General features: G+C 71.3%; 27 protein-coding genes and 2 pseudogenes. 19 read left to right on the top strand and 10 right to left on the bottom strand.

Annotation, left to right across the window (positions count from 1 at the left end):
- Positions 1–972: an ABC transporter substrate-binding protein gene (locus AB0G59_RS21755; protein ID WP_071965734.1), complete on the top strand. Its 972-nt coding sequence runs from the start codon at positions 1–3 to the stop codon at positions 970–972.
- An 18-nt stretch (positions 973–990) separates the two neighbouring features.
- Here AB0G59_RS21755 and AB0G59_RS21760 read toward each other — a convergent pair whose 3' ends face one another.
- Both AB0G59_RS21760 and AB0G59_RS21765 read right to left on the bottom strand, forming a co-directional pair.
- Positions 991–4455 carry a hypothetical protein gene (locus AB0G59_RS21760; RefSeq protein WP_360913959.1) on the bottom strand — a complete coding sequence of 1155 codons (3465 nt, stop codon included), beginning with the start codon at positions 4453–4455 and terminating at the stop codon, positions 991–993.
- Positions 4456–4543: 88 nt separating this feature from the next.
- Positions 4544–5017, bottom strand: coding sequence for a carboxymuconolactone decarboxylase family protein (locus tag AB0G59_RS21765; protein WP_071965732.1), 474 nt, complete (start codon positions 5015–5017; stop codon positions 4544–4546).
- Between the two features lie 146 nt (positions 5018–5163).
- Here AB0G59_RS21765 and AB0G59_RS21770 point away from each other — a divergent pair, with 146 nt between their 5' ends.
- Both AB0G59_RS21770 and AB0G59_RS21775 read left to right on the top strand, forming a co-directional pair.
- The gene (locus AB0G59_RS21770; RefSeq protein ID WP_360914136.1) at positions 5164–6624 is read left to right on the top strand and encodes a PLP-dependent aminotransferase family protein; all 1461 of its coding nucleotides are present in this window, start codon (positions 5164–5166) and stop codon (positions 6622–6624) included.
- Between the two features lie 109 nt (positions 6625–6733).
- On the top strand, positions 6734–7744 hold the full coding sequence (locus AB0G59_RS21775) for a hypothetical protein (protein ID WP_360913961.1): 1011 nt from the start codon (positions 6734–6736) through the stop codon (positions 7742–7744).
- On the opposite strand, the gene AB0G59_RS21780 is transcribed toward AB0G59_RS21775, so the two are convergent.
- From AB0G59_RS21780 to AB0G59_RS21795, 4 genes are all read right to left on the bottom strand, one after another.
- Positions 7725–8621, bottom strand: coding sequence for a YwqG family protein (locus AB0G59_RS21780; protein WP_360913963.1), 897 nt, complete (start codon positions 8619–8621; stop codon positions 7725–7727). The genes AB0G59_RS21775 and AB0G59_RS21780 overlap by 20 nt on opposite strands.
- 78 nt (positions 8622–8699) lie before the next feature.
- The gene (locus AB0G59_RS21785) at positions 8700–9005 is read right to left on the bottom strand and encodes a helix-turn-helix transcriptional regulator (RefSeq protein ID WP_360914139.1); all 306 of its coding nucleotides are present in this window, start codon (positions 9003–9005) and stop codon (positions 8700–8702) included.
- A 167-nt stretch (positions 9006–9172) separates the two neighbouring features.
- Positions 9173–9832: a hypothetical protein gene (locus tag AB0G59_RS21790; RefSeq protein ID WP_360913965.1), complete on the bottom strand. Its 660-nt coding sequence runs from the start codon at positions 9830–9832 to the stop codon at positions 9173–9175.
- A gap of 6 nt (positions 9833–9838) precedes the next feature.
- Positions 9839–10051 carry a hypothetical protein gene (locus AB0G59_RS21795; RefSeq protein ID WP_360913966.1) on the bottom strand — a complete coding sequence of 71 codons (213 nt, stop codon included), beginning with the start codon at positions 10049–10051 and terminating at the stop codon, positions 9839–9841.
- A 333-nt stretch (positions 10052–10384) separates the two neighbouring features.
- On the opposite strand from AB0G59_RS21795, the gene AB0G59_RS21800 reads away from it, so the two are divergent.
- From AB0G59_RS21800 to AB0G59_RS21820, 5 genes and pseudogenes are all read left to right on the top strand, one after another.
- On the top strand, positions 10385–10582 hold the full coding sequence (locus AB0G59_RS21800; RefSeq protein WP_360913968.1) for a hypothetical protein: 198 nt from the start codon (positions 10385–10387) through the stop codon (positions 10580–10582).
- Complete coding sequence (locus AB0G59_RS21805) at positions 10572–11093, top strand: DUF6879 family protein (RefSeq protein ID WP_360913970.1); 522 nt, start codon at positions 10572–10574, stop codon at positions 11091–11093. The genes AB0G59_RS21800 and AB0G59_RS21805 overlap by 11 nt, the downstream gene beginning before the upstream one ends.
- Positions 11090–11782: pseudogene (locus tag AB0G59_RS21810) on the top strand (helix-turn-helix transcriptional regulator); the annotation flags it as partial. The gene AB0G59_RS21805 and the pseudogene AB0G59_RS21810, both read left to right, overlap by 4 nt.
- 82 nt (positions 11783–11864) lie before the next feature.
- Entirely contained in the window at positions 11865–12089 is a 225-nt protein-coding gene (locus tag AB0G59_RS21815) for a DUF397 domain-containing protein (protein WP_360913972.1), read from the top strand.
- Positions 12090–12171: 82 nt separating this feature from the next.
- A pseudogene (locus AB0G59_RS21820) lies at positions 12172–12647 on the top strand (hypothetical protein).
- Between the two features lie 13 nt (positions 12648–12660).
- Here the strand turns inward: AB0G59_RS21820 and AB0G59_RS21825 are convergent.
- Positions 12661–13065: a MerR family transcriptional regulator gene (locus AB0G59_RS21825; RefSeq protein WP_360913974.1), complete on the bottom strand. Its 405-nt coding sequence runs from the start codon at positions 13063–13065 to the stop codon at positions 12661–12663.
- Between the two features lie 76 nt (positions 13066–13141).
- On the opposite strand from AB0G59_RS21825, the gene AB0G59_RS21830 reads away from it, so the two are divergent.
- From AB0G59_RS21830 to AB0G59_RS21855, 6 genes are all read left to right on the top strand, one after another.
- Positions 13142–14098 (top strand): LLM class flavin-dependent oxidoreductase, encoded by a 957-nt coding sequence (locus tag AB0G59_RS21830; protein ID WP_360913976.1) that lies wholly within the window; start codon positions 13142–13144, stop codon positions 14096–14098.
- 42 nt (positions 14099–14140) lie between these two features.
- Positions 14141–14617: a flavodoxin family protein gene (locus AB0G59_RS21835; RefSeq protein ID WP_360913978.1), complete on the top strand. Its 477-nt coding sequence runs from the start codon at positions 14141–14143 to the stop codon at positions 14615–14617.
- A gap of 145 nt (positions 14618–14762) precedes the next feature.
- Positions 14763–15062: a hypothetical protein gene (locus AB0G59_RS21840; protein ID WP_360913980.1), complete on the top strand. Its 300-nt coding sequence runs from the start codon at positions 14763–14765 to the stop codon at positions 15060–15062.
- A gap of 8 nt (positions 15063–15070) precedes the next feature.
- Positions 15071–16273 (top strand): glutathionylspermidine synthase family protein, encoded by a 1203-nt coding sequence (locus tag AB0G59_RS21845; RefSeq protein WP_360913982.1) that lies wholly within the window; start codon positions 15071–15073, stop codon positions 16271–16273.
- Positions 16274–16390: 117 nt separating this feature from the next.
- On the top strand, positions 16391–17335 hold the full coding sequence (locus AB0G59_RS21850) for an LPXTG cell wall anchor domain-containing protein (protein ID WP_360913984.1): 945 nt from the start codon (positions 16391–16393) through the stop codon (positions 17333–17335).
- A gap of 290 nt (positions 17336–17625) precedes the next feature.
- The gene (locus tag AB0G59_RS21855; protein WP_360913985.1) at positions 17626–17907 is read left to right on the top strand and encodes a hypothetical protein; all 282 of its coding nucleotides are present in this window, start codon (positions 17626–17628) and stop codon (positions 17905–17907) included.
- 81 nt (positions 17908–17988) lie between these two features.
- On the opposite strand, the gene rocD is transcribed toward AB0G59_RS21855, so the two are convergent.
- Positions 17989–19194, bottom strand: a complete 1206-nt coding sequence (gene rocD, locus AB0G59_RS21860; protein ID WP_360913987.1) for an ornithine--oxo-acid transaminase — start codon at positions 19192–19194, stop codon at positions 17989–17991.
- A 100-nt stretch (positions 19195–19294) separates the two neighbouring features.
- Between rocD and trpS the strand changes: the two genes are divergently transcribed.
- From trpS to AB0G59_RS21875, 3 genes are all read left to right on the top strand, one after another.
- Positions 19295–20308 carry a tryptophan--tRNA ligase gene (trpS, locus tag AB0G59_RS21865; RefSeq protein WP_360913989.1) on the top strand — a complete coding sequence of 338 codons (1014 nt, stop codon included), beginning with the start codon at positions 19295–19297 and terminating at the stop codon, positions 20306–20308.
- A 142-nt stretch (positions 20309–20450) separates the two neighbouring features.
- Entirely contained in the window at positions 20451–21035 is a 585-nt protein-coding gene (locus tag AB0G59_RS21870) for a 2'-5' RNA ligase family protein (RefSeq protein WP_071962166.1), read from the top strand.
- 50 nt (positions 21036–21085) lie between these two features.
- Positions 21086–21970, top strand: a complete 885-nt coding sequence (locus AB0G59_RS21875; RefSeq protein ID WP_360913992.1) for a YihY/virulence factor BrkB family protein — start codon at positions 21086–21088, stop codon at positions 21968–21970.
- A gap of 3 nt (positions 21971–21973) precedes the next feature.
- Here AB0G59_RS21875 and AB0G59_RS21880 read toward each other — a convergent pair whose 3' ends face one another.
- Positions 21974–23503, bottom strand: a complete 1530-nt coding sequence (locus AB0G59_RS21880; protein WP_360913994.1) for a D-alanyl-D-alanine carboxypeptidase — start codon at positions 23501–23503, stop codon at positions 21974–21976.
- On the opposite strand from AB0G59_RS21880, the gene AB0G59_RS21885 reads away from it, so the two are divergent.
- On the top strand, positions 23403–23684 hold the full coding sequence (locus AB0G59_RS21885) for a hypothetical protein (RefSeq protein WP_360913996.1): 282 nt from the start codon (positions 23403–23405) through the stop codon (positions 23682–23684). The genes AB0G59_RS21880 and AB0G59_RS21885 overlap by 101 nt on opposite strands.
- Before the next feature lie 115 nt (positions 23685–23799).
- On the top strand, positions 23800–25359 hold the full coding sequence (locus AB0G59_RS21890) for an ABC transporter substrate-binding protein (RefSeq protein ID WP_360913998.1): 1560 nt from the start codon (positions 23800–23802) through the stop codon (positions 25357–25359).
- A 19-nt stretch (positions 25360–25378) separates the two neighbouring features.
- Here AB0G59_RS21890 and AB0G59_RS21895 read toward each other — a convergent pair whose 3' ends face one another.
- Positions 25379–26161: an alpha/beta hydrolase gene (locus tag AB0G59_RS21895; protein ID WP_360914000.1), complete on the bottom strand. Its 783-nt coding sequence runs from the start codon at positions 26159–26161 to the stop codon at positions 25379–25381.
- Positions 26162–26301 lie beyond the last annotated feature (140 nt).

The following is a 26301-nucleotide window of genomic DNA, read 5'->3' on the forward strand; positions in this document are numbered from 1 at the left end:
ATGACGCGCAAGGCACTGACCGTTCTGGCCGCCGCAGGCCTGCTGGCGACCGCCACGGGCTGCGGGGCGGCCGACATGACCAAGCAGTCCTCCCCGTACGCCAACGCGGCGGGCGACGGCAAGACCGTCACGCTGTCCGTGCAGTCGTGGGTCGGCGCGCGGGCGAACACGTCCGTCGCCCAGTACCTGCTGGAGCACGAGCTGGGGTACCGCGTCGACACCGTCCAGGTGGACGAGGTACCGGCGTGGGACGCCCTCAGCCAGGGCCGCGTCGACGCGATCCTCGAGGACTGGGGCCACCCGGACCAGGAGAAGCGCTACGTCGCGGACAAGAAGACCGTCACCGACGCCGGCGAGCTCGGGGTCACCGGCCACATCGGCTGGTGGGTCCCCAAGTACTTCGCCGACGCCCACCCCGACGTCCTGGACTGGCGCAACCTCAACAAGTACGCCTCCCAGCTGCGCACCCCCGAGAGCGGCAGCAAGGGCCAGCTCCTGGACGGCTCCCCGTCCTACGTCACCAACGACAAGGCGCTGGTGAACAACCTGAAGCTCGACTACCAGGTCGTCTTCGCCGGCTCGGAGGCCGCCCAGATCACACAGCTCAAGCAGTTCGCCAAGGACAAGAAGCCCTTCCTGACCTACTGGTACGAGCCCCAGTGGCTCTTCAACCAGGTCCCGATGGTCGAGGTCAAGCTGCCCGAGTACACGGAGGCGTGCGCGACGAAGGGCGCGGAGGACCCGTCGACGTTCGACTGCGCGTACCCGACGACGCCGCTGAAGAAGTTCCTCAACACCGACTTCGCGCACAAGGGCGGGAAGGCGGCCCGGTTCCTGAAGAACTTCCGCTGGACGAAGGACGACCAGAACGAGGTCGCCCAGATGATCGCCGAGGACAAGCTGTCCGCGGACGAGGCCGCGAAGCGGTGGGTGAAGCGTCACCCGGACGTCTGGAAGGGCTGGCTGCGGTAGCGGGTGAAGGGGGGGCCGTCACCGGTCCTTGAGGGGGCGTGTACGCGGCTTCGGCGGGGGCACGGCCCAGATGCGGACGGTGCCGTCGGCGCTGTGGGTGGCCAGGTATTCACCGTCTTCGGTGAAGGCCGCGCTGGTTACCCTCTGCCGGTGACCGACGAGAGGGTCGCCGCGACGACCACCGGTGCGGGTGTCCCACAGCTCGACGACGTCCATGCCGTCGGCGGTGGCGAGCACACTGCCGTCGTGGCTGAGCGCCAGGGTGTCCGTGAAGGCGCGGAACCGTCGCCGCAGCCGGTACGGGGTGGTTTCCCGTACCTCGATCGCAAAGTCCTCATGACCGAGGTAGATGCTCTTGGCCAGCACGCCTCCGTCACCGCTGAGCGTCCAGTAGTCAGGTGCCTCGAACGTCTTGACCGGCCGCATTGCGTGGTCCCGGACGTGCCAGACGCTGCGGGTGGAATCCGGAGTGTCGATGGTCTCCTCGATGATGACCGTGCCTGTCTGGCTGACGGTCACGATGTCGATGGAGCCCGACATTTTGGCATGTCCGATGAGGTGCCCGGCCTCGCCGTCCCAAAGGCAGACCGTGCCGTCGTCGTTGGCGACCGCGAGGTAGCGCCCCCCGTAGGAGAGCGCGCAAGCGGTGAACGTGCCGGTGCCCGTCTCCTTCGTGCCGCTTCGTGGTCCTTGGGCCCGCCGGTCCTCACGCACGTCCCAGAGGGTGATCGACCGGTCGGAGTCGGCAATCGCCACGACGCGTCCGTTGCCGCTGGTCGCCCCGTACCCGAGGGGAGAGAAGCCGACCGTTCCGGCGCTGCGGCCGTCGGCGGCCCTCCACAGGCTCACGCTTCGCCGACTGCTCTGCTGGGTCTGGCAGTTGACGACAAGGCGCCGGTCATCGGGGCTGAAGGTCACGCTCTGGACGTCCACCGCCCGGCCGGGGCGGATGCTGGCGGTGACGCGTGCGGTGCGTCGGCTGTGGAGCCTGATGGTTCCCTTGCCGTCGACCGTGGCGACGGTGCGGCCGTCGTGGCTGAAGACCACGGATTTCATCACGTCATCGGGGGGTTCGACGTCGGAGAGCACGGCCAGTGATCGGTCCGCCGGCAGTGCCGCCGCCCCGCGGGCCAGGACACCGGCGGTGGCGATCGCCGAAGCCCCGACCAGGACCTTCCGGCGTGTGGTGGTGGCCGCGGGAGCGGGGTGCTCACCCGCCGCGTTCGCCGTGGACGCAGGGGCGTTCCTGGCGAGTTGCTCCTGCAGACGGATGTGCCGGAACTGGTACGAGCCGCCGGACTGCCGCAGCAGCCCCCGGTCGCGGGCGTCGGAGAGGAAACCCATCAGCCGCCACGGCAGATGGCCCCGCACGGCGAGCAGACCGCGAGTGATCAGGAACCGCGTCCAGGCCCTGCTGAGCAGGACGAGGAGCGCGGTGACGACACCGGGAAGGACGAAGGCCTGGCCGACCCGCACCGCCGTCGAGCGGGAGAGCATGCCGGTGATGTACTCGTCACTGTCCGCGCCGAGGCTGGAGAGGGTCGGGCTGCCGGCCCAGTCCCAGTGCGCCCAGCGCGTGAAGAACTGGACCCCGAAGCAGCCCAGGGCCATGCCGACGGTCAGCGACAGCAGGAGCGTCGCGGCAACCACGACGCCGGCCGCGAGGGCCCCCGCCAGCGAGGACAGCCGGTCCTGCCGGATGAAGGCGAGCGGGCTGGCCTGCGTGGACCGGGCCGGCGGGGCGTCGAGCCAGTTGTGCGCGGCCATGGCGAGGCCGAGGACCGCCGCCAGTCCGGCGCACAGCGAGACGAGCACCGTGAAGTACAGGTCGTCCTCGAGGGACCACTTTCCGCCCAGCGAGGTGTAGACGTAGGTGCCGGTGATGAAGGGAAGCGCCGGGATCGCGGCGAGGACCGAGCCGGTGGCGAATCCCCGGCGCAGGCGGCCGAGGGAGCCCCGCAGCGCCAGGGACAGCTGACCGGGCGAACGGCCGGACGTGGCGTACCAGATGACAATGGCGACGACTGCGAAGCCGCTGCCGACGACGGCGCCGAAGAGAAGGGCTTCCTCCGGGCCCTGCCGGGGCTCGCCCGCAGCCGACGCCCACGCCAGTACCGCCACCATCAGCACCGCGCCGACCCCGATGCCGATCCCCGGCGCGACCCAGGGCGAGAGCAGGCGATGGCTCATCTGCCACCAGGCCAGGTCGCGTTCGCGGTGCTGGTGGAGGTACTGGGCCAGGTAGGTGAGCCACCGCCGGGCCTTGTCCGGCGCCCAGCGCGGCGAGCCGTCCTCCACGGGATGGCCGGAGGGCAGCCGCTCCGGTGCGTACGCGGCGTCGATCACCCGCCCCAGCACCTCGTCCTCGACGGCGTGCCGGCAGTCGAACCGTGCCGCGTCGAGCAGGGCGCCCGGGTCGCCGCCCCCGCGCTCGTACACCAGCCGCGTCAGCGACACCATCAGGGGCGTGGACAGCGCCGTCGTCACCGCGCCGGCCGCGTTGGCGGGCTCGCGGAGGTGGGCGAAGACCTCGCTCCAGTCGGTGCCGTCGGGCCAGTCGATGTCCCCGAGATAGGCGATGACGTCGTCGACCGCGACCGGGTCGACCTCCACGACCGGCGCCCTGCGCAGCACCGGCGCCCCGCCCTCGATCACGTCCTCGTACTCGGCCGAGCGGCACGTGACCACGATCGGACGGTCCCCGCCGAGCGCGCGGTTGATCGCCCGGATGGCGCTGCGGCGCGCGGACTCGGGGATCTCGTCGAGCCCGTCCAGGATCGGCAGCAGCAATCCGCGGTCCAGGAGCCTGCGCGGGATCTCGCGGCGGCCGCTGTAGTGGGAGGACGCCAAGGTGTGCACGATCCACTCGTCCAGCGGCTCGCACACCGGGTCCCAGGACGAGGCGGCCAGCAGCACCGGGACCGGGCCGCCGGGCTCGCGCGCCTTGAGCAGGCCCAAGGCGAGCAGGATGGCCAGGACCGTCTTCCCGGCGCCCGGTTCGCCGAGGACGACCAGCCGTCCGCTGTGCACCCGCCCGTATCCCTCGGCCAGCTGGGCGACGGCCTGGTCGAGCCGCCCGTCCAGGCGGCCGTCGAGCCGCAGCCGTACGACCTGGCCCGCCGTGGTCCCGGCGACCTGCGAGGGCGCGTCGGCCACCGCGCGGGTGCTGGCCGACCAGCTCAGCGGCAGGACCCGGGGGTCGCGGAGGTTGCGGGCGTCGGCCTCCTCCGACCACTGGTCCTCGACCGTGCCGGCCAGGTCGTCCGCGAGCGCACCCGGATCGTCAGGGGCGCCCCGCGGGCGGAAGCGGTCGAGGATCGCCAGCGCCAGCGCCGCGACAGCCACCAGCAGTCCGAAGACGTCGACGACCTTGTCGGCCGGCACGTACGCCCAGATTCCGCCGGCCACGCACAGCACGGCCAGGCCGGTCAGGCAGGCGTTGCGGACGGTGCGGCGGCGCGGTTGATTCAGCGGTGGGGACATCGCCTCCATCGTCGGGGGCGGCCGCCCGCGCCCTCCAGCGAACGGACGGGCTTCACTCCAAGTGACGAACCCGGCCGCGTCCTGGGTGTCAGACCGAGTAGGCGCCCGGGGCGAGGCGGGTGGTCACGCCGATGCGGTTCCAGGCGTTGATCGTGATGATCATGGCGAGGAGCTGGGCCAGCTCCTGCTCGGGGAAGTGGCGGGCGGCGCGCTCGTAGACCTCGTCCGGCACGAAGCCGTCGGTGAGGACGGTGACGGCCTCGGTGAGGGCGAGGGCGGCCCGCTCCTTCTCGGTGTAGTAGCCGACGGCCTCCTCCCAGGCGCTGAGGAGGTAGATGCGCTCTTCGGTCTCGCCCGCCTTGCGGGCGTCCTTGGCGTGCATGTCGAGGCAGAAGGCGCAGTGGTTGAGCTGGGAGGCGCGGAGCTTGACCAGCTCGATGAGGACCGGGTCGAGGCCCTGGCGGGACGCCTTCTCCAGGGCGAACATCGCCTTGGAGACCTCGGGGGCGAGCTTGTGGAAGTGCATGCGGGGACCGTGCTGGTGCGTGGCTTCGGTTGTCATGCGGTCGACACTACGGCCGGGATAGCCCAGCAGTATGGTCCATTTCCATGGAAAGAACGTGGGCCACTTCGGGCCCGTACGGGGACGGGGACGCTGCGGCGGTCGCACCGGTGGGCGAGGGGGCCGGCACCGCGACGGCCGCGGACATGGCGGCGGCGGTCGGCGCCGACCTGCACCTGGACCTCGCGGGGCAGGGCGGGCGAGGGGTCCGGGCCGCGCTCACGCGGGCCCTGCGCGAGGCCGTGCGGTCCGGGCGGCTGGCCCCGGGCGTCCGGCTGCCGTCGTCGCGCTCCCTCGCCGTGGACCTCGGGCTGGCCCGCAACACCGTCGCCGAGGCCTACGGCGAGCTCGTCGCCGAAGGCTGGCTCACCGCCCGGCAGGGCTCGGGCACGCGCGTCGCACAGCGCAGTGCACCCGCACCCCGGCGGGCGGGAGAGCGGCGCAGCACGCCGCCGCGCGTGCCGGCGCGCCCCCTGCACGACCTGCGCTGCGGCGCCGCCGACGTGTCCGTCTTCCCGCGCGCCGCCTGGCTCTCCGCGGCCCGCCGCGCCATGGCCGCCGCCCCGCACGAGGCCTTCGGCTACGGCGACGGGCGGGGGCGCCCGGAGCTGCGCGCGGCCCTCGCCGACTACCTCGCCCGGGCGCGCGGGGTGCGTGCCGACCCCGAACGGATCGTGGTGTGCGCGGGGTTCACCCAGGGGCTCGCCCTGCTGGGCGAGGTGCTGCGGCGGCGCGGAGTGCGCGCGATGGGCGTCGAGTCGTACGGGCTCTGGGTGCACCAGGGGATCGTGGAGCGCTCGGGCCTGCGGCCGGTGCCCATGGCGCTGGACGCGTACGGCGCGGTGATCGGCGAGCTGGACGGGATGGAGGAGGGGGCGGGGGTCGGCGAGGGGGACGGCGCTGTGGGCGCCGCTCTCCTCACCCCCGCCCATCAGTTCCCCACGGGCGTTTCCCTGCACCCCGACCGCCGTGCCGCGGCCGTCGACTGGGCGTCGCGCACCGGAGGGCTGATCGTGGAGGACGACTACGACGGCGAGTTCCGCTACGACCGGCAGCCCGTGGGCGCGCTCCAGAACCTGGCCCCCGAACACGTCGTCTACTGCGGCACGGCCAGCAAGGCCCTGGCCCCCGGGGTGCGCCTGGCCTGGCTCGTCCTTCCGGAGCACCTGCTCGGCGACGTGCTGGAGCTCAAGCGCACGGGGGAGTGGGGCCTGAGCGCCCTCGACCAGCTCACCCTCGCCGAGTTCATCGAAACCGGAGCGTACGACCGACACGTGCGCGCCATGCGCCTGCGCTACCGGCGCCGCCGCGACCAACTCGTCGACGCCCTCGCCGAGCACGCCCCGCACGTCCGCGTCACCGGCATCGCGGCCGGGCTGCACGCCGTCCTCGAACTCCCCCCGGGCACCGAGCGCACCACCGTCCAGGCCGCCGCCTGGCGGGGCCTGGCCCTGGAGGGCCTGAGCCGCTTCCGCCACCCGGCGGCGCCGCCGTCCCAGGCAGCCCCCGCCCGCGACGGCCTGACCGTCGCCTACGGCACGCCGCCGGACCACGCTTTCCCCGGCGCCCTGGAGGCACTGCTGAGCGTGCTGCCCCCGGCCGAGTGAGGCCCGTGGTCTGACGGGCCTGTGGCGCCGCTCCGCCGCGCGGCGGAGGGGGATACGCCGCGGGCGCGACGTGCGCGGGTGCCGCCGCGGCCAGGGTGGCCGTATGCGGATGGCGACGATGAGGGCGACCTGGCCCGCGTGGGCGGGCCGGGCGGCACTGGTGTGGTCGGCCGGCTATGCGGCGGGGGCGGTGATCGCGGCGCTGTGCCCGGGCCTCGCGTTCGGCTACGCGGTCGGCGGCACGTGGCGCGGCACCGCCGCGGAGTGGACGCTGGCGGCCGCGTACGCGCTCGCGGCGCTGCTCGCCTGCGCCATGCTGCGGCGGCCGGCGTCGAGATGGCCCCCGGCGGCCGCCTGGGGCGTGGCCCTGCTGGCCCTCATGTCGGGGTTCGGATTCCTCTTCAGCCCCGCGCACGTCCTCGACCTGGTCTCGCGCAACCAGCCGCCCATGGACTGGGCCGGCTGGGCCAATTCGGGCGCGGCGACGCTCGGCGCCGTGCTGTGGGGCTGCGCCGCCCTCGCCCACCGGCGGCACCGGCGCGGCGTCTGCGGCCACTGCGGCGGACGCGGCCGGCGCGCCGCGGTGGAGCGGCACACCCGAGCCGGATATCTGGCGGTGGCGGCCCTCGTCCCGTACACGGCCCTCAAGACGGCGTGGGCGCTGGGCGCGCACGTGGGCTACCACGGCCACAAGCAGCGGCCCGGCATGGACGAGTACTACGCCGGCGACGCGCTGATCTGGCTCTACGACCACGGCGTCGACACCACCGCCGTGCTGGCGCTCATCGGCATGCTGCTCGCCCTCGCCCTGACCCTGCCGTGGGGGCGGCGGCTGCCCCGGTGGCCGCTGCTGGGCCTCGGCTGGACGGGCGCGGGCGCCCTGGCGCCCTTCGGTGTCTACCTCCTCGTCTACGGCTCGCTCGTGTGGGCCGGTGTCGTGGACCAGGGGATGAAGTCCATCGACGGCTGGGTCGTGGCCGTCGCCTACGGCGGCTTCTCCGCCTACGGCCTGGCCCTGGGCGCGGCCACCCGCGCCTACCAGCAGGCCACCCGCCGGAGCTGCGCCCACTGCCCCGGCGGCACGGCCCGCACGGACGTCCTCAGCAGCACTGCCACGTGAACATCGCGCGGTCGAAGCGGAGTTCGGCCAGGTCCTGGGGGCGTATGAGCCAGTAGAGGGCGCCGGTGTCGCCCCACATCATGTCGGCGGCGCTGTCGGTGTCGATCTGCGCGAGCAGCGTCCAGTGCTTCGCCTCCTCGGCGACGCGCGGGTCGTGCCAGTCGGTGTCCCTGCCCAGGAGGCCGTGGGCGATCTCGTACTCCACGGGGTTCTGCACCGGGTTGGGGTGGCCGCCGATGAGGTGGTCCGCCTCGCGGTCGAGCTCCCACAGCTTCTCGAGGAACTCCTCGGCCTCCTTCGGGTGGCTGCTGCTGTCCTTCACCACACCGCCGGGCGAGAGGGCCGCCATGACGTCCGGGTGCCAGGCGTCGGGCGCGGTCAGCTCCACGCGCGCGGTGAGCGGCACCTCGGGGTACGCCTCGAACTCGACGTCCTCGTCGTCGACCACGGGCAGCGCGCGCTCGGCGACCGGCACCCCGGCGGGGACGTGGATCACGCGGGCCCCCGCCTGGGACCCGGGATCGCCCACCTCCACCAGGGCGTCACCGTCGTCGATCTGGCCGTCGAAGTAGAAGAAGGCCAGCGTGCCGTCGGCAGGCAGCGCTATGTCCAGGGCACCGGCCGGCAGCGCGGCACAGTCCACGGAAGCGACGAACGACAGCGGCCCGTGCCCCTCCCACACCGGCCACGCCACATCCTCCGGCAGCAAGGGCAGCCCCCCGAGCCGGCCGACCACCACATCGCCCGGCCCCGGCTCCGCCACCGCCACCAGGCGCACGGCCGGCCGCAGCAGGCCGTTCCACCGCTCGGCGGCGTCGAGGGGGAGATACGTGCGGGCGAGGTCGCGCAGGGGCGATGCGGACGCGTTCTGAGTCATGCCGATGATGATGCCGGGTACCACTGACAATCGGTCCGGCACGGGCCGACCTGCCGGGTCTGCTGACGCGCGGGCCGCTCAGGCGGCGTGCGGCACGAAGGAAACGTGCGTCTCTTCCGTGTCGACGGACAGGTCGAGCTTCGCATCGAGGGCCACTGCGAGGGCGCGCAGGAGCGGAAGCGTGGGGGCGGTTCCCCCGCCCTCGATCCGGTCCACCTCATCCACGCTCAGCCCCGCCCGCTCGGCCAGCTCGACCTGGTCGATCCCCAGCGCCATGCGCCGGTCGTACACGGCCTGGCCCATCGCGATGGCGTCGCCGGCTTCGATGTACGCCGGATCGACCCGGTGCTCCTCGGGGATCCTCCACGAGGCGTGGCGTCCCATGCTCACGGCGACTCCTCGAACGTCCGGTCGTAAATGGTCTCGGCATGAGGGTGCGATTCCTCGCACTCCTTATATGGCTCCTCCACCGCTGGGACGCTAGAGACGCAGATCGCGCAGCGAGGCCACTTCACGGGCCGATCGCCCGAACGGGTGGCTCAGCCCTCAACTCAGCTCGGTGCGGCGGTCCGGACACCCACGAAAGTCGCTCTGACCGCGGCTGCGCCGCGTTTGGTGGCCGAGACGGCCCCCGAGACGTCGGCCTCCGCGCGCTGCGTGCGGCAGTCGCGGCAGGCCGTCTCGTCCGCCACCGGCCGGAGGGTGCGGCCGCAGCCGCCCGAGCAGTCGCGGAGCGGATTCGGGCGGGGCACCGGCTCGGGGAGCGGATCCGGCATCTTGCGGACGAGCCGGTCGCGGGCGATGCCCGCGGGGGAGTGGACGGTGTCCGGAAGGCCCGAGGTCAGGGCCTCGCGGAGGTCCGTGAGGGTGGCCCCTCGCTCGAACCACGTCGCCGCCAGCGGCGCGAGCGCCCGGATGTCCCGCCCCGACAGGCGCAGCCGCCGCTCGCTGTGCGACACGGCCGCGAGCGCATCGGCGCCGCGCTCGGTGAGCGGGTGGGGAGGGTGGGGAGTCTTCGCCCCGGTCTTTTCCTGGGAGCGGCCGACCGCCCGACACGTCGGCTCACCGACGGCCGGAACGGCGACCGTCGGCGGCCGGTTCTCCTGACCGTCCCGCACCGCCAGCGCCTCCGCCTCGGTCAGCGGGACGTTCGACACCAGCTGCGTCGTGAACCACCGCCCCCGGAGGCCCGAGCGCTGCCACTCGTGCACGTAGCCCTACGCCTTCAGCTCACCCTTGGCACGGCCGAACGCCGTCTTCTTGATCCCGGCACGCCGGGCGGACTCGGACAACGGTTCGTCGGCGCCGGGCGGAAGCGAAAGCTGCCACATCAGCAGGCATTTGGCGTCCGAGGACAGGCGGGGATGGCGGATGATGTCGTTCGAGATCTGGGTGAAGAAGCGCGTGGGCGCGATAGCATGCCGGAACATTTGCGGGAGTCCTGCCGGATCCTCTCGCGGGTGCAGACCCCCGGCCCGGTGTTCGTAGCACCGCCGGGGGTCGCTTCGCATGCGGTACGAAGCAACCCGATGCGCCGCAACGTACGCGATACGGATGCGTGGACGGGGCCACTCCGTGCCTCCAACACCCGTACGGTGACGAATAGATCAGGCGTGCGCCATCCGCTGGTGAATGCCCATGACGGCGGCCATCACCTCCCCCGTCCCACTTTCCCGTTCCGGAAACCGGAGCCTCTTGCGCCTCACCCCGCGAGGTCGGAAGCATCGAACCGGACACGGCGGAGCAGCCTGGGGAGGAACCACGTGAAGGTCACCAAGCTCGTGAGTACGTGCGACATCAAGGACTGCCCGACCATCTACGCCACAGACAGGGACACCCTCTTGGTGCAGGGGGAGACGCCCACCGACCACGGGCTGGAGCTTCCGGCACACGAGACCCTCGTGGAGATCCCGATGCAGCTTGTGTTCGACCTGATCCGGAAGGGCCTTCGTGACGCTTAAAACTCTCGGGGAGCTGTTCGACACCTTTGAGCGAGAAGCCTTCAGGCTGGAGACTCTCGCCGACTACAGCGGGTCGGGCAACGTGGACGCCTACGAAGCCTTCCTCTCCGGGCAGCCACAGCCCGACGACTACAACGAAACATGGGTGTCGGAGCTCCGGACCCACACAGGCCTCGGTAAGCGCGTCTACCGCGTGCACATTCTGTCGCGCCCTCTCACACCGTATCTGCGGTTCGAACTGGGCTGGGGGTACCGGAAGAATGCGACCGGGGGAGAAGAGTTCTTCATCCTCGACACAACGGACAAGCCCAACCCGCTTGAAGGGACGGAAGACTTCTGGCTCTTTGATGAGAGGACGGCAGTCGTCATGCATTACGACGACCAGGGAGCCGTCACAGGGCGGGAGACGATGCCCTACAGCCGGGCACAGGACTTCGTCACCATCCGGGATACAGCGCTTGCACACGCCGAGCCATTCTCTTCCTGGTGGGAGGAGCACGTCGGCGCGTGAACAGAGGGCAGCTAGGGGCAGCGCTGCGGGCGCTTCGGCAGGCATCCGGAAAGGAAGCCAAGACCGTCGCCCGCAGCGCTGTGATGTCCACGAGCAAGCTCAGCAAGATTGAAACAGGGAAGGCCGCACCGTCCCCAGCGGACGTCGAGCGCATCCTTGCGGCCATCGGAGTCTCGGACGAGGTCAAGGCCGAGTACCTGGAGGTCGCCCGGGCGGCGTCCACGGAAGCCCCGGCTTGGCGCCTGATCCGCCGCATGGGGGTGCACAAGGCGCAGGAGCAGACGAGATCGCTGGAGGCTCAGATGGCCGTGCTGCGCCTCTTCCAGCCGGCCCTGGTCCCGGGACTGCTGCAGACGCCCGAGTACATACGAGCCATTCTTGCTCGGCACAACCTTGGTGAGGAGGTTCTCGCACGCACCATCAGTGCGAGGATCGACCGTCAGCAGGTGCTCTACGACTCGACCAAGCAGCTTCACTTCATCATTACTGAGTCCGTGCTTCGGTGGCGGATCGTGTCGTCCGCCAGGATGGCGGAACAACTGGACCGACTCGTTTCCCTCTCACGCCTTCCCAACATTGACATCCGGACCGTTCCCCTGTCGGTGCCACAGCAGGACATCGCCAACCATGCCTTCGTCATTCGGGACGACAGGACAGTGACGGTCGAGACGGTCCACGCCGAGATCGTAGCGCCCACCTTCAAAGCTTCCGTCCGCTGCGGGCGGAGGACGGCCTCCAACGGCCGTCAGGCAGATCAGGAAGGACACGACGATGACCGACCTGTACGGGCTTCCCATCGAAGGAGCCGAGTTCTCGAAGGCGTGCGGCGGCAACGCGCATCCGGACGGCGAGGCGTGCGTGACCCTCGCGAAGATCGGGCCGGACGCGTGGGCCATGGGCGACAGCAAGCGCCCCGAGGCCGAGCCGCTGCGCTTCACCACGGCGGAGCTGAACGCGGCGGGCATCGACCCCGCGCGCTTCGCGCTGTCCGCCTGAACCACCGGCCCCACCTGAACCGACGGCCCTGCCCCTCGCGTCGACGGGCGGGGCCGTCGCCATTCCATGGAACGGAGCAGCAGTGCACCAGCACGGTTACGCATGGCTGGGGGAGAAGAAGACGTTCGACAAGGAGAGCATCCGCAGACCGCCCGGCCAGATCCCGACTGCGGGCAGTGAGAAGGATGTGGTCGACCGGTACCGGGAAGCTGTCGCTGTGTTCCCGACGTCCGATGTGCCGCCGATCCAGACGGCGCACTGGCTCATGAAACCACCCTCGATGATCCGGGGGACATGGGAGGAGCCCAAGGACGCCGGTCAATGGCTCGGCCTCCAGCTCACCGAGTTCGCCCCCCGCTTCGCCTCCGAGAAGACCGGGTGGTGGCCAGGCTTGTTCTCTTGGTGAAGGCTGCAGTCGAGCGGCTCACGTGGGGAGGGGACGTATCCCTGGGCCACTACCTCGGTGGCACGGTCTTCCACTCCGTCGCCCTCGTGACCTGCTCCCCCAATCGTGCTGCTCCCGACCTCCCCTGTCCAGCCAGGCAGACTCACGCGTGACTAACGCGGTGCATCACCGCTGATCCTCCGCCGGGAGGGCGACCCGGTCGCGGAAGCCCTCGCAGTGTTCGAGCGCATCGTCGCGAGGGCATGTGAGCAGGCCGCGCAGGTAGCTGCGTGCGGTGTCCAGTTGGGTCATCTGGGCTTCGATGGCGGCGATTCGAACGGTGACGGTGTCGCGCCAGTCGGCAGTGTCCGCGTGCTCGGAAAGGACCGCGGCGATCTCGTTGAGGGACATCTGTCCGGTGGTTCGCCACAGACGGATCAGGGCGATCCGGTAGATCTGATCGGCGTCGTAGTAGCGATGGCCGAAGCGTCGGTGGGGCGTGATGAGTCCGCGGCGCTCCCAGTAGTGCAGCGTCGAGACGGGCAGATCGAAATGGTCGGCGACGCGCCGGATCGAAGCCGGATCGTTCATCGGACCAGTTGAACTCAACCCCGGTTGAGCGGGCAAGGTCGGCCTCACCCATCGCCCCCACGGGAAAGGACCCGACATGCCGGTCAACCTTGGTGTCTGTCTGCCGACCTTCGGCGAGCGCGGCGATGAGGGCATGGGGGAGATACCCTCCCTGGCCCGGCACGCCGAGCAGGTCGGGCTGGACATGGTGTGGGCGGGCGACCGCCTGTGTGCGCGTACCCCGTTCCTGGAGAGCGTGGTCGCGCTGAGCGCGGCGGCCGCGGTCACCGAGCGCGTGCGGATCGGCTTCGGGGTCATGCAGCTGGCGCTGCGGCAGCAGGCGTGGGCGGCGAAGCAGCTGTCGTCGTTGCAGTACCTGTCGGGGAACCGCGTGGTCCTGGGGGTCGGCGCGGGCGTACACCCGGAGGACTGGCAGGTCGGCGGGGTTCCGTTCGCCGGGCGGGGGCGCCGGACCGAGGAGGTGCTGCGGGCGTTGCCCGACCTGTTCGCGGGTCGGCCGACGGCGTTGCTGACCGTGCCGGGTGAGCCGGTCATGACGCTCGAGCCCGCCGTTCCCGCGCCACCGGTGTGGGTGGGCGGCATGTCCGACCGCGCGTTGCGGCGCGTCCTCGACCACGGCGTCGGATGGCTTGCCTCGCTGCTCGAACCCGCACAACTGGGCGAGAAGGCGGCCGAACTGGCGGCGCTGGCAGCCGAAGCGGGCACGCGGACACCCGAGGTCGGCACCACGGTGTTCGCCGCACTGAGCACCGATCCCGAGGAGAGCCGCCGGCATCACCGGCGCCTGGTTCGCTTTCTGCGCTCGCTGACCGGTGAACAGGGGCTGTCCGAGCAGCAGGCGTCCCGCCTGGTGGTCAGCGGACCGCCCGAGAAGCTGGCCGAGCGACTCGATCAATACCTTCGAGCGGGTGCAACCACTTTCGTCGTCAACCTGTCGGGCGACGGCCTGCGCCGGCAGTACGACCTGCTCGCCCGTACCCGCGAGCTACTGGCGTGGCCGCCGTCACATTCGAACGAAAGGTGTCACGCCTGACGCCGCCGCGGTGTCCATACGGCGGAAGCGAGAGAAGGGATCATGAGGATGAAGGCCGTCATCGTGTGCGTCTCCGTGTCGCACGGCAATACGCGTCGTGTCGCCGACAGCATGGCCCAGGTGCTGGGTGCGAAGGTCGTCTCCCCCGAGCAGGCCGACCCGGCGGAGCTGGCTGACGCCGAGCTCGTGGGATTCGGCTCGGGCGTCTTCAACCACAGGCTCCACCCGAGCCTGACCGAATTCGTCAAGGCACTTCCCGCCGGGCGGGGCCGGGCGTTCGTGTTCGCCACCAGCGGGCTCCCCGAGATACCGCTGGCGCCTTTCACCCGCCCGCTGGTCCAGCTCCTCGAAGGCAAGGGCTTCGCGGTGGACGGGCGCTTCTCGTGCCGGGCGTTCGACACCTGGGCGCCGTTCAAGCCCGTCGGCGGTATCAACAAGCAGCGGCCGAACGCCGGGGACCTGGCTGCCGCGCGGGCGTTCGCCGAGCGGCTGCGGGACGGGCGAGGGACGGTGTCCTGATATACGCCGACCGGACGTCCCCCTCTGGTCTTGATCTTGAAGCCCCCGGTTTAGGGTGTATGAACTTTCGAACGCAACGGGGGCGTCAGAAATGGAAAAGAAAACGCGACGGCGTTTGCGGTCCAGCACGGTCATATTGGGCGGAATGGGCGTTCTCGCCACCGCCCTGACGTCCTGCGGCTCAGAGCCCGACAAGCGCTGCGTCGACCGCAACAGCTACGAGGCCGGCAAGGGCTACAAGGTCCTCGACAACAAGGCCTGCAAAAAGGGTGGCAACGGCAGCAGCACCACCGGTAGCGGCGGTTCTTCTTCCGGCACCTGGTACTACAGCTCCGGCAAGGGCACCCACGCCAACTCCGGCACCTTCGACAAGGCCAAGGCCGTCGACCGCGGCGGCTTCGGCTGCTCCTCCTCCAAGAGCCACTCCGGCTCGAGCGGCGGCTGACCGCGCCCATGCAGCGCCACCGCACCACCCCGCGCCCGGACTGGCAGGCCACCGTCGAGGAGCAGGGCCTCATCTACCCGCTCGCCCGCCACCCCGACGGCTCGCTGCGCCCGTACTGGGACGAGAGCGCGTACTACTCCTTCGGCCTCCCCGAGATCGAGGCGCTGGAGGAGGTCGTCGAGGAACTCCACGAGATGTGCCTGGCCGCGGCCGCGCACATCGTCGAGAAGGACCGCTTCGCCGACCTCGGCATCACCGACCCGCACCTCGCGGCCCTCATCGCCGAGTCCTGGCACCGGCGCGCCGAACTGCCCTCCCTCTACGGGCGCTTCGACCTGCGCTACGACGGGCGCGGTGGCCCGGCGAAGATGCTGGAGTACAACGCCGACACGCCCACCTCCCTCGTGGAGGCCGCCGGTCCGCAGTGGTTCTGGATGGAGGAGCGCTTCGCGGACGTACCGCACGCCGATCAGTGGAACTCGCTGCACGAGCGGCTGGTCGACGCCTGGAAGCGCCAGGCGCACCTGCTGCCGCCCGGGGCGCCCGTGCACTTCGCGCACTCCATCGGCGACGAGCTGGGCGAGGACCTGATGACGGTCGCCTACCTGCGCGAGACGGCCGAACAGGCCGGGCTCGCCACGGACGTCATCTCCATGGAGGACATCGGCTGGGACCGGCTCGCGGGCCGGTTCGTCGACAAGAAACTGCGCTTCATACGGGCCTGCTTCAAGCTCTACCCGTGGGAGTGGCTGGCCGACGACGACTTCGGGCCGCGCGCCCTGGAGACCCTCGACAACGGCGGCGGCACGGGGTCCACGCTGTGGATCGAGCCCGCGTGGAAGATGCTGCTGTCCAACAAGGCGCTGCTGGCGATCCTGTGGGAGCTCTACCCGGGCCACCCGAACCTGCTGCCGTCGTATCTGGACGGCCCGCGCGAACTGGCCGCCGCGGGCGGCGCCGGCTATGTGGCCAAGCCCCTGCTGGGCCGCGAGGGCGCGGGCGTCACCCTCCACCCGCCGGGCGGCGACCCCGTCGTCCGGGACGAGCCCTGCTGCTACCAAGAGCTCGCCCCGCTGCCCGACTTCGACGGCAACCACGTGGTCCTGGGCGCCTGGGTGGTCGAGGGCGAGGCCGCGGGCCTCGGCATCCGCGAGTCGGCGGGACTGGTCACGGACGAGTACGCGCGCTTCATCCCCCATGTGATCCTCTAGGGCGCCAACCCATCGCTATCCGGACTTTATGCCGAATATACGATGACCGGAGTAGCGCTCTGTGAGCGACCATCACACGCGCTGCTCCTGAATTCTTTCGGACCCGAGAGGTCTCCTGTGAAGATCCGCCATGCTCTGGTCACGGCCGCCGTGGCCGCCGCGACGGTCCCCGCCGCCCTGCTGACCGCCGCTCCCGCGTTCGCGGAGACCGCGCCGGTGTCCCAGGCGCAGAGCAAGCCCACCGTCGCGCAGCTCGAGAAGACCCTCGCCGAGGCGAAGAAGGCGTACGACGAGGCCTACGCCGCCGAGCGCGCCTCCTACAAGAAGTTCAGGGAGGACGGCTTCCCCGGCCGCGCGAAGGTCCGCGCCGCCGACCAGGAGGCCAAGGCCGCGGAGGCCGCCAAGACCGCCGCGGACAAGGCGCTGACCGGTGCCGAGGCGGCGCTCGCGGCCCTGCCCGCCACCGCCACTGAGGCGGAGAAGACGGCCGCGCAGAAGACCGTCGCCGAGGCCCGGGCCGCCGTCGCCTCGGCCGCCGCCGCCAAGTCCGCCGCCGACGCGAAGGAAAAGGCGGAGTTCGAGGCGCTGACCGAGGAGCTGATCGCTGCCAGCCGCCACCACGACGGGCTGCAGACCGACCTCAAGAAGGCCCTCGCCGCCAAGACCGCCGCCGAGAAGGCCCTCGCCGACGCCAAGGCCGCCGCCGCAACCGGCAGCGACAAGAAGGACGGCGCCTCCGAGAGCAAGAAGGACGACAAGAAGGCCGGCCAGACGGGCGGTTCCACCGCCAACGGCCAGTCCTCCCCGGCCCCCTCCGCCCGTCCCACCAAGGCCGCGGGCGAGGCCAAGGCCAAGGCCGGCGCGTCGCAGACCGCCGCCACCACCACCGCGTCCGGCACGGGCCAGAGCCAGGGCCAGAGCGCCTCGACGGTCACTCTCGCCCAGACCGGCAACTCCTCCCCGCTCCCGCAGATCGCCGTCGTGGGCGGCGCGGCCGTGGCGCTGGGCGCCGGCACGGTGTTCGCCGTGCGCCGCCGCCGCACGGGCGGCTCCGCCCTCTAGACGCAGCCGCAGGGAAGTCGACATACGCGTGTGCCGCGCCCCTCGGGGCGCGGCACACGCGTATGTGCATACGTCAGGCCCCTGGCCACGGCCCGTAGTTGCCGGACTCCGGCCTGCCGTCATCCATCGTCGTTTTTCAGCCGCGATGTCTGAAAGTGATGCAGGACACGGCAAGTTGATGGCTGGATATCACGTGTTCTGCCCCCGCTTGCCCCGGTCCCCTGGAATCTGGTCCTCCGTTACGCTCCGCGCTCGACGGGCCGCTACGGCCCGGGACTTGGAGAGACACCATGCGTCGACGCATTTCCGCCATCGCCCTGACCGCGGCGCTGGCCGGAGGGGCCCTGTTCGCCGCCCTTCCCGCGCAGACGGCCACCGCGGCCCCCGCGAAGACCTGCAAGCCGGCCGAGATGCGCCACGACATCTCCGCCCTGCGCAACAAGGCCCAGAAGCTCAAGCACCTGGGCGAGCCCGAGGCGGCCCGCCGCGCCAACGCGCAGGCGGACGCGCTCCAGCGCCGGCTCAACGCGTGCGAGAACAGCGAGCGGACCGCCGCGAAGCGCTGGTCGTAGTCCCCGCAGCCGGCACCGCCCCGGCCCGTGCGTACGGGCCGGAGCGGTACCCGGCAGGGCGGTACCCGGCCGGGTCGTGGATCAGCCGCTCAGCACCGCCCGCAGCTGGTCCAGCCCCCAGTCCAGGTCCTCCTTGGCGATCACCAGCGGCGGGGCGATCCGGATGGTCGAGCCGTGGGTGTCCTTGACCAGCACCCCGCGCTCCATCAGCCGCTCCGAGATCTCCCGGCCCGTGCCGTGCTCGGGGGCGATGTCGACGCCCGCCCACAGGCCCCGGCCGCGGACCGCCGTGACCGCGCCGGCACCGGTCATCAGGCCCAGCTCGTGGTGGAGGTGCTCACCCAGCTCCGTGGCCCGTTCCTGGTATTCGCCCGAACGGAGGATCGCGATGACCTCCAGGGCCACCGCACACGCCAGGGGGTTGCCGCCGAAGGTGGAGCCGTGCTCGCCGGGGCGGTAGACGCCCAGGACGTCGCGGGAGGAGACCACCGCCGACACCGGCACGACCCCGCCGCCCAGAGCCTTGCCCAGCACGTACATGTCCGGGACCACGCCCTCGTGCTCGCACGCGAACGTTCTGCCGGTGCGGCCCAGGCCGGACTGGATCTCGTCGGCGATGAAGAGGACGTTCCGCTCGCTCGTCAGCCGCCGCACGCCCGCCAGATAGCCCGCCGGCGGGACGAGGACGCCCGCCTCGCCCTGGATCGGCTCCAGCAGCACGGCCACCGTGTCGTCGTCCACAGCGGCCTCCAGGGCCGCCAGGTCGCCGTAGGGGACGATCTCGAAGCCGGGGGTGTACGGGCCGAAGTCCGCCCGGGCCTCCTGGTCGGTCGAGAAGCTGACGATCGTCGTCGTCCGGCCGTGGAAGTTGTTCTCGGCCACCACGATCTTCGCCCGGCCGTCCGGCACGCCCTTGACGCGGTAGCCCCACTTGCGGGCGGTCTTCACGGCCGTCTCGACCGCCTCCGCGCCGGTGTTCATCGGCAGCACCATCTCCATGCCGCACAGCTCCGTCAGCGCGGCGCAGAACTCCGCGAAGCGGTCGTGGTGGAAGGCGCGCGAGGTCAGGGTCACCCGGTCCAGCTGCTGCTTGGCCGCGTTGATCAGCCGGCGGTTGCCGTGGCCGAAGTTCAGCGCCGAGTACCCGGCGAGCATGTCGAGGTAGCGGCGTCCCTCGACATCGGTCAGCCACGCGCCCTCGCCGGTCGCGATCACGACCGGAAGCGGATGGTAGTTGTGCGCGCTGTGCTCGTCGGCGGCGGAAATGCTGCGTTCCGTGGCGGTCAACGTGTGCTCCGTTCGTGTCGGGGCATGCTGCTGACGCCTTTCTACACCCCGACTCGCACCACGGGCCCGAGTCCGGTTCCGCACCTGAGAGAATGTGTGCATGGCCCTTGATCGCCCGCGCGCACTCTCCGGTATCCAGCCCACCGCAGGCTCGTTCCACCTCGGGAACTACCTCGGTGCCGTCCGTCAGTACGTGGCCCTGCAGGAGACCCACGACGCCTTCTACATGGTCGTCGACCTGCACGCGATCACGGTGCCGCAGGATCCGAAGGAGCTGCGCGCCAACACCCGCGTCGCCGCCGCGCAGCTGCTGGCCGCGGGCCTGGACCCGGAGCGCTGCACCCTGTTCATCCAGAGCCACGTGCCCGAGCACGCGCAGCTCGCCTGGGTGATGAACTGCCTCACCGGGTTCGGCGAGGCGTCGCGGATGACGCAGTTCAAGGACAAGTCCGCCAAGCAGGGCGCGGGCGCGACCACGGTCGGCCTCTTCACCTACCCGATCCTCCAGGTCGCCGACATCCTCCTCTACCAGGCGAACGCCGTCCCGGTGGGCGAGGACCAGCGCCAGCACGTCGAGCTGACGCGCGACATCGCCGAGCGCTTCAACGGCCGCTTCGGCGACACCTTCACCATCCCCTCCGCCCACATCGTCCGCGAGACGGCGAAGATCTACGACCTGCAGGACCCGACGGCGAAGATGAGCAAGTCGGCGGCGAACCCCAAGGGCCTGATCAACCTGCTCGACGAGCCCAAGGCCTCGGCGAAGAAGATCAAGAGCGCGGTCACCGACACCGACACGGTCGTCCGCTTCGACGCCGAGCACAAGCCGGGCGTCAGCAACCTCCTGACCATCTACTCCACGCTCACCGGCACCACCGTCGCCGAGCTGGAGCAGAAGTACGAGGGCAAGGGCTACGGCGCGCTCAAGACCGACCTCGCCGAGGTCATGGTCGAGTGGGTCACCCCCTTCCGCTCCCGTACGCAGGAATACCTCGACGACCCGGAGACGCTGGACTCGATCCTGGCCAAGGGCGCCGAGAAGGCCCGCGCCGTCGCCGCCGAGACGCTGGCCCAGGCGTACGACAAGGTGGGCTTCCTGCCCGCCAAGCACTGAGCCATCCGGATACGGTTCGGATGCGTCCGCGCACGTCGGGCCCATGGTCCCGGCCGCGCGGGACCAGGGGACCTGGCAGTGGGTGCGGCGCAGCCGTCACACTGACCACGGGGACGTACAGGCGCACAGGAGGGAGAACGCAGTGGGGACCGTAACGCTCGGCGTTTCGATCGCGGTCCCGGAGCCGTACGGCAGCTTCCTCCAGAAGCGCCGCGAGGGCTTCGGAGACCCGCACGCCCACGGCATTCCCACGCACGTCACCCTGCTGCCGCCCACCGAGGTGGACGCCTCGTCACTGCCCGCGATCGAACGTCACCTGGCCGAGGTCGCGGCGGCCGGCCGGCCCTTCCGGATGCGCCTGTCCGGGACCGGCACGTTCCGCCCGCTGTCGCCCGTGGTCTTCGTCAACGTCGTCGAGGGCTCCTCGGCCTGCGCCTGGCTGCAGAAGCGGGTGCGGGACGCCTCCGGGCCCGTGGCCCGCGAGCTGCAGTTCCCGTACCACCCGCACGTCACCGTGGCGCACGGCATCGCCGAGGAGGCCATGGACCGGGCCTTCGAGGAGCTCGCGGACTACGAGGCGGCGTGGACGATCGAGGGCTTCGCGCTGTACGAGCAGGGAGAGGACGGTATCTGGCGCCTCGAGCGCGACTTTCCCTTTGGGACGGACGTGACGCCCGAGGTCCCCCGTCAGAGTGGTGTCTCCCCCCTGACCCGGCCCTCCCCGTAACCCGGGGGGCGCCGCCCCCGGGCCCTCGGGAAATGGGGTATCCGTAGATCATGGACTGGCTGACGCGCCTCCCCTTGATCGGAGAGCCCCTCGCGAAGGCGATGCGCACGCACGCGTGGCGCTCGTACGAGACCCTCGAACGGGTGAAGTGGACCCGGCTGGCCGCGGCCATCACCTTCACGAGTTTCATCGCGCTGTTCCCCCTGCTGACCCTCGGCGCGGCCGTCGCCGCGGCCCTGCTCAGCGAGGGCCAGACCCTGGAGCTGGAGAAGAAGGTCAACGAGCAGGTGCCCGGTGTCTCCGCCGGCCTCGACCTGCGCGGCTTCACCGAGAACGCGGGCACCGTCGGGCTCGTCGCCGGCGCCCTGCTGCTGTTCACCGGCGTGAGCTGGGTGGGCTCGCTGCGCGAGTGCCTGCGCGCGGTGTGGGAGGTGGAGGAGGCCCCCGGCAACGTCTTCCTGCTCAAGCTCAAGGACGCGGCGGTCCTGATCGGCCTGGGCGGGGTGGCGCTGCTGTCGGTGGGCTCCTCGGCCTTCGCGTCGGCGGCCGTGGGCTGGGTGGTCGAGAAGACCGGGCTGGACGGGGTCGGCGGGCTGCTGACGGCGGCCGGCTTCTGCATCGCCGTCCTCGCCGACTTCCTGATGCTGCTCTACGTGCTCTCGCGGCTGCCCGGCGTCTGGCCCCGGCGGCGCCGGCTGGTGATCGCCGCCCTGATAGGCGCGGTCGGCTTCGAGGTGCTCAAGCTCGTGCTGAGCGGCTATCTGCAGGGCGTGGCGGCGAAGAGCATGTACGGCGCGTTCGGCACGCCCATCGCCCTGCTGCTGTGGATCAACTTCACGGCCAAGCTCACGCTCTACTGCGCCGCGTGGACGGCGACCGACGGGGCCGGGAAGGCCCCTTCGGCGCCGACCGCGCGGCGCGGTGGGGAGTCGTAGCCGTCACTCCTTGGGGCGGCGGTGGTCCACCCGCTGGGCGCGCTGCGGCAGCGGGTGGCGGCGGTTGACGACGTAGCCGGCCACGGCCAGCACGGCCAGCGCCGCGCCGGTGAGGCCGAGCGCGGTCCACATGCCGCCTCCGCCGCCCGTGACCGCCGCCTGGGCGCTCTGGCCGGCGTTGCCGCCCCCGGAGACCCCGCCGGCCTTGTTCGCGCCGGCTGTGGGCGGCACGAGCACGCCGACCGGCTTGACGTGGCCGGCCGCCTCGAAGCCCCAGTTCAGGAGGGCCGCGCTCTCCTTGTAGACCTGGTAGGGCTCCTTGATCTCCGGGTTCATGACCGTGACCAGCAGCTTCTTGCCGTCGTGCTGGGCGACGCCGGTGAAGGTGTTGCCGGCGTTGGTCGTCGAGCCGTTCTTCACGCCCGCCATGCCCTTGTAGGCCTCGATGCCCTGGCCGGTGAGCAGGCGGTTGGTGTTGACGATCTCCTTGAACTTGCCCGGGTGGTCCTCGTCCGGGAACCGCGTCCTGGCCGTCGAGCAGTACTCGCGGAAGTCCGCCTTCTGCAGCCCTGAGCGTGCGAAGAGCGTGAGGTCGTACGCGCTGGAGACCTGGTCGTCCGCGTCGTAGCCGTCGGGCGTGACGACGTGGGTGTCGCGTGCCTGGAGCGCGTCGGCGTGCTCCTGCATGTCCTTGACAGTCTGTCGGACGCCACCGTTCATCGCGGACAGCACGTGCACCGCGTCGTTGCCGGACTTCAGGAAGACGCCCATCCACATGTCGTGGACGGAGTAGGTCAGGCCCTCCTTCATCCCGACCTGGCTGCTGCCCTCGCCCATGCCCTCGAGATCGGACGGCTTCACCTTGCGCTGCTGGTTCTTGGAGAACCTCGGCAGCAGCGTGTCGGCGAAGAGCATCTTCAGGGTGGAGGCGGGCGGCAGCTCCCAGTGCGCGTTGTTCGCGGCCAGGATGTCGCCGGACTCGGCGTCGGCGATGAGCCAGGAGTTCCCGCTGAGATCCCTGGGCAGGGCCGGCGCGCCCGGGCCCAGCTTCACCTGGACGCCGGGCCTGCCCAGCAGCTCGCCGCCCACCGTGGACATCTTGGCGGGCGGTCGCTTCGGCGGCTTGGCCTTGCCGTCGGCCGCGGGGGTCGCGGAGGCGGCGGGGGAGGGGGGTGCGGCCAGGGCCGGGGCGGCGGTCGCCAGCGGCAGCAGCAGCGAGGCGCCGGCCGCCAGCAGGGTCGCGGAACGGCGTGCTGTGCGCGCTGCGGAGTACCGCGTGCGGTGCGCGGAGTACCGCGGGGGATGTGATGTCGTCGTCGGCACGCTGGTGAACGTACCTCCACGCGCTGTGAACGTGGACGGTGCCTCACGGCGGGCGTCTGTCGAGGACCCGATAGGACCAGTGCGAGAACCGAAACGCATACTGAAACCCATGGTGAAGTCTTCCGGGGAAGCGGCCCCCCGAACCCCCGCGACCCTCTCGCGTCCCGTGTCGTGGTTCCTGCTCGCCTTCGGCGCGTGGAGCTGGGTCATCTGGTCCACTTTCGTGAAAAATCTCTGGAAGGACGGCAGCGGGCTGGCCTTCGACGACGCGGGTTCCCCTACCGCGTACTTCTGGGTCCACCTGACGCTCGCGATCACATCGTTTCTTCTGGGGACGGCTGTAGGGCTCATCGGGTTGCGTGGCGTCAGGGCGTTGCGGCGCAGCTCATAACGGACAAGTCCCTGCCCCGCCCCGACCGCGGGCGATCACTTGCCCCATTCCCGGGACGTACGCGCGTTCGCCTGTTTACGGTGATGCGCATCACTGGGCGGGAGGGGCGCAGGGGATGCGTGGTGTCCGATTACGAGTGGCCGTGCTGCCGGTACTGGCGTGCCTGGCCCTGTCGGTGTCCGGCTGCGGGCTCACGGCGGGGGACGACGGCGGCGGGCCGGTCAGGGTGGGCACGACCGACACGGTCAGCACGCTGGACCCGGCGGGCGCGTACGACGCGGGCTCCTGGGCGCTGTACGGCAACGTCTACCAGTCGCTGCTGACCTTCGGGCCGGGCTCCGGCACCCCGGTGCCCGACGCGGCGCGCCGCTGCTCCTTCCGGGGCGACGACCTGCGCACGTACGTGTGCGAGCTGCGCCCGGGGCTGAGGTTCGCCAACGGCCACGAGCTGACGGCGGAGGACGTGAAGTTCTCCTTCGACCGCATCGGGCGGATCGACTCCCCGCAGGGGCCGAGGTCGCTGCTGGAGACGCTGGGGTCGGTGGAGGCGTCCGCCGACGGGACGACGGTGACCTTCCGGCTGAAGGTGCCGGACGCCACCTTCCCGCTCAAGATCGCCACGGGGGCGGGGTCGATCGTCGACGGCGAGCTCTACCCCGCCGACCGGCTCCGCCGGGGCGAGGAGGCGGACGGTTCGGGCCCGTACGTCCTGGCCGTCTACGAGCCCGGCGCCAGCGCCGAGCTGGAGCGCAACAAGCACTACAAGGGCGCCGTGAAGAAGGTCGGCGGCGATGTGACGGTGCGCTACTTCGCCGACCCGGGCCGGATGAGCGACGCCTGGAAGCGCCGGGCCGTCGACGTGGCCGCCCGGCAGATGCCGCCCGCCGACCTGGCCGGGCTGTCGTCCGCCGACTCCGGCGTCCGGGTGAGCGAGAATGCCGCCGCCAACACCCGCTTCCTGGTCTTCAACCAGCGCGAGGGTTCACCCCTGCGGGCGCCGGCCGTGCGCCGGGCGATCGCCGCCGTCGTCGACCGCGAGGCGCTCGCCCGGGACGTGCACCTGCGCACGGTGGAGCCGCTGTACTCCCTCGTTCCGCAGGGCCTCACGGGCCACGCCACGTCCTTCTTCGACGCCTACCCCAGGCCGGACCCCGGCCGGGCCGCGCAGCTGCTGAAGCAGGCGGGCGTCACGACGCCGGTCGCCTTCCGGATCGCCTACTCGCAGGGCGCGGTGACGGACCAGGAGGCGGCGCTGCTCAAGCGGCAGCTGGAGGCGACGGGGCTGTTCCGGGTGAGCACCCTGCGGGTCGCGTGGCAGGAGTTCCAGGAGGGCTATGCCAAGGGGGAGTACGACGCGTACTGCGTCAGCTGGGTCGCCGACTTCCCCGACCCCGACACCTTCACCAGCCCCCTGGTCGGCGCCGACAACGCCTTCCACTCCGGCTACTCCAGCACCCGCGTGGAGGACCTCATCCGGGTGACGCGGCGGAACCCGCAGCGCAACCGGGTGGCGGCCGAGGTCCGCAGCATCCAGAAGATCGTGGCCGAGGACGTGCCCCTGGTGCCGCTGTGGCAGAAGAAGGACTACGTCCTCGGCCGGTCCGCCGTCTCCGGGACCCAGTACCTCTCCGACGGCACGGGCATCTGGCGGCTGTGGATGCTGGGGCGGATCTGAAAGGGCCCGCCCCGCCCCCTCACAGGCCGTGGCGGCCGAGGAAGTCCGTGATCAGCTTCTGCCACTCCTCGGGCCGCTCGGCCATGGGGACGTGGCCCGTGGCGATCTCGGCGTACTCGGCACCGGCGATGCGGTCGGCCAGCAGGCGGGAGTGGGCGGGGGAGACCAGGGTGTCCTGCGCCGTGGCGATGACCAGGGTGGGCACCGAGATGCCCGGCAGGTCGCCGGAGGTGTCGGCGACCTCGACGAGGGCCGCCTGGTCGGCGGCGCCGGCCGGCACGCCCCCGGCGATCATGTCGTAGAAGGCCCCGAGCTCCTCCCGCGGCACGGCGTTGAAGAAGTCCTCGCCGAAGCCGCTGAGGGCGACGAAGCGGGCGAAGGCCTGCAGGTCCCCCTCCGCGAGCAGCTTGCGCCACAGGTCCAGGGAGGCCAGCAGCCGGTTGTCGGGCCGGGCCAGACCGGCCGTCAGCACCAGGCCCCGCACCCGCTCGGGATGCCGGGCGGCGGCCCGTACGGAGACCAGCGTGCCCAGCGAGTAGCCGACGAGGGTGAAGGTCTCCAGCCCCGCCCCGTCCGCCGCGGCCACGACCGCGTCGGCCAGCCCGTCCAGGCTCATGCCGTCGGTCGCGCGCGGCGTGGCGCCGGAGCCGGGGTAGTCGGGGGCCACCACGGTGTGGTGCTCGGCGAGGGCCGGGAGGATGGGTGCGTAGTTGCCCTCGATGCTGCCGCCCGCGCCGTGCGCGAGCAGGAGGCCGGGGCCGGATCCGGTGACGGTCGTGGAAAGTGCGGCGATCTGTGTCATGACCCAGAGGCTGCCGTATGACACCAGTGTGAAGGTCAAGCACTTACAGCCTGTCTGGGGGCACCTCCCAGCGGTAGCTGGGGGAGTTTGAGGACCGGGGTCCGGGGCGGAGCCCCGAAAAAACGCCGTGGGCCCCGCTC

Source organism: Streptomyces sp. NPDC021096, from assembly GCF_040641275.1.
Taxonomy (GTDB): domain Bacteria; phylum Actinomycetota; class Actinomycetes; order Streptomycetales; family Streptomycetaceae; genus Streptomyces.

Bases quoted from the DNA above. Each gene is read 5' to 3' on its own strand.
- AB0G59_RS21755 (WP_071965734.1), top strand. From the start codon at position 1: ATGACGCGCAAGGCACTGACCGTTCTGGCCGCCGCAGGCCTGCTGGCG.
- AB0G59_RS21760 (WP_360913959.1), bottom strand. From the start codon at position 4,455: ATGTCCCCACCGCTGAATCAACCGCGCCGCCGCACCGTCCGCAACGCC.
- AB0G59_RS21765 (WP_071965732.1), bottom strand. From the start codon at position 5,017: ATGACAACCGAAGCCACGCACCAGCACGGTCCCCGCATGCACTTCCAC.
- AB0G59_RS21770 (WP_360914136.1), top strand. From the start codon at position 5,164: ATGGCGGCGGCGGTCGGCGCCGACCTGCACCTGGACCTCGCGGGGCAG.
- AB0G59_RS21775 (WP_360913961.1), top strand. From the start codon at position 6,734: ATGGCGACGATGAGGGCGACCTGGCCCGCGTGGGCGGGCCGGGCGGCA.
- AB0G59_RS21780 (WP_360913963.1), bottom strand. From the start codon at position 8,621: ATGACTCAGAACGCGTCCGCATCGCCCCTGCGCGACCTCGCCCGCACG.
- AB0G59_RS21785 (WP_360914139.1), bottom strand. From the start codon at position 9,005: ATGGGACGCCACGCCTCGTGGAGGATCCCCGAGGAGCACCGGGTCGAT.
- AB0G59_RS21795 (WP_360913966.1), bottom strand. From the start codon at position 10,051: ATGTTCCGGCATGCTATCGCGCCCACGCGCTTCTTCACCCAGATCTCG.
- AB0G59_RS21815 (WP_360913972.1), top strand. From the start codon at position 11,865: ATGACCGACCTGTACGGGCTTCCCATCGAAGGAGCCGAGTTCTCGAAG.
- AB0G59_RS21825 (WP_360913974.1), bottom strand. From the start codon at position 13,065: ATGAACGATCCGGCTTCGATCCGGCGCGTCGCCGACCATTTCGATCTG.
- AB0G59_RS21830 (WP_360913976.1), top strand. From the start codon at position 13,142: ATGCCGGTCAACCTTGGTGTCTGTCTGCCGACCTTCGGCGAGCGCGGC.
- AB0G59_RS21835 (WP_360913978.1), top strand. From the start codon at position 14,141: ATGAGGATGAAGGCCGTCATCGTGTGCGTCTCCGTGTCGCACGGCAAT.
- AB0G59_RS21840 (WP_360913980.1), top strand. From the start codon at position 14,763: ATGGGCGTTCTCGCCACCGCCCTGACGTCCTGCGGCTCAGAGCCCGAC.
- AB0G59_RS21845 (WP_360913982.1), top strand. From the start codon at position 15,071: ATGCAGCGCCACCGCACCACCCCGCGCCCGGACTGGCAGGCCACCGTC.
- AB0G59_RS21855 (WP_360913985.1), top strand. From the start codon at position 17,626: ATGCGTCGACGCATTTCCGCCATCGCCCTGACCGCGGCGCTGGCCGGA.
- trpS (WP_360913989.1), top strand. From the start codon at position 19,295: ATGGCCCTTGATCGCCCGCGCGCACTCTCCGGTATCCAGCCCACCGCA.
- AB0G59_RS21875 (WP_360913992.1), top strand. From the start codon at position 21,086: ATGGACTGGCTGACGCGCCTCCCCTTGATCGGAGAGCCCCTCGCGAAG.
- AB0G59_RS21885 (WP_360913996.1), top strand. From the start codon at position 23,403: ATGGTGAAGTCTTCCGGGGAAGCGGCCCCCCGAACCCCCGCGACCCTC.
- AB0G59_RS21880 (WP_360913994.1), bottom strand. From the start codon at position 23,503: ATGACCCAGCTCCACGCGCCGAAGGCGAGCAGGAACCACGACACGGGA.
- AB0G59_RS21890 (WP_360913998.1), top strand. From the start codon at position 23,800: ATGCGTGGTGTCCGATTACGAGTGGCCGTGCTGCCGGTACTGGCGTGC.
- AB0G59_RS21895 (WP_360914000.1), bottom strand. From the start codon at position 26,161: ATGACACAGATCGCCGCACTTTCCACGACCGTCACCGGATCCGGCCCC.